The sequence below is a fragment of the Micromonospora sp. NPDC049799 genome (assembly GCF_040656655.1).
Taxonomy (GTDB): domain Bacteria; phylum Actinomycetota; class Actinomycetes; order Mycobacteriales; family Micromonosporaceae; genus Micromonospora.
The window spans coordinates 1-1,122 of the sequence record NZ_JBFAMU010000898.1 but is presented as its reverse complement, the minus strand read 5'-3'; the positions used below and the strand labels follow the sequence as shown (position 1 = coordinate 1,122).

The following is a 1,122-nucleotide window of genomic DNA, read 5'->3' as shown; positions in this document are numbered from 1 at the left end:
ACCAAGCGTCGTCGTACCTGATCGAGGCGCGATCTGGGTTCGCTGACAATGCATGGTCCTACGTCATTGGACCCGAAGAAGTCGTCAGGAGTCGGAGCGAGATCGAGCTGGATTGGCCGGGGGGAATTGCTGTCGTGGGGGCCGGCAGCATCGAAGATATAGCCGGCATTGTTCGGCTTCTCATGGGGGAGCCTCGATAAAACCTTCCTTGCCGAACGAATAAGCGCGCAGGAAACGATGTTGCCATCTCGTCTGCCGCCGACCCACACCATGGTGGAGCGGGCCAGGGCCAGGGTGACAAGGTGGAGCGCCCTACCGGACGAGTCTCAATGGTGGCTGTCAAGCGTCCCTGCGGTGGCGGGTCTCCTCGGTCGGGCAGGCATGTTCCTGCCCGGGGTTCTCGGTCGGGTCAAGGCTCGCCGAAGGCGACCGCGTAGCGGCTTGGCCTTGACCTGGCCGGGGTTCTCGGGCAGCCCCTTGGGGTGGCCGGGCGAGGAGACCCGTTGCGGTCTCTGAGGGAGGGTCGGGGTGCGGGGCAGCGCCCCGCCGCCCTTGCGGGATGGCAGGTATTCGGTTGGCGGGGTCAGTGCCCGCTGGTCTGGGCTGAAGTCAGGGTTGAGTACCGTGCCGTGCCGCGAAGTGCAGGAAGTCTGGTGCTCCCAGGGTCGGGTCGTCGGCGTCGTGGTAGTGGAACCACACCTCGTCGCTGCATCGGCCGTCGATGGCGGGGAAGCACCAGTAGTCGCCTGTGCCGACAGGAGCCACCGCGACGAACGACCCGTCCGGGAACTCGGCCTGGCTGACGGAGACGACGTCGTCGACATGGTGCGCGGACCCTGCTGTTGGTATGGGCAGCAGGTCGAGGAATCCGAAGGAGCCGCCCCCGTAACGCATCATGAATGCCTTGTACTGCGCGGGCAGGGTCGCGCCTAGCGCTCGCTCCGCCTCGGCGATCTCCTCCGCCGACGCGGTCAGCCCTTCGATCACCTTGAAGTCTTCGATTGCCTCGAAGCCGGATTGAGCCGTCCGGGCTCGTAGTGATTGGACGTGCTGGTCGAACTCCTCGAAGTCCATGCCGTCGATCATCTCCGACTCCTAGCCCGGTGTTGATGGGGCTGGTGG

The 1,122-nt window shown here is 65.3% G+C and carries 1 protein-coding gene; it reads right to left on the bottom strand.

Going from position 1 to position 1,122, the window contains the following annotated elements; all coding sequences use genetic code 11:
• Positions 1-609: 609 nt before the first annotated feature.
• Positions 610-1,086: an SMI1/KNR4 family protein gene (locus tag AB0I76_RS30455; protein WP_357042755.1), complete on the bottom strand. Its 477-nt coding sequence runs from the start codon at positions 1,084-1,086 to the stop codon at positions 610-612.
• Between the last annotated feature and the right edge of the window lie 36 nt (positions 1,087-1,122).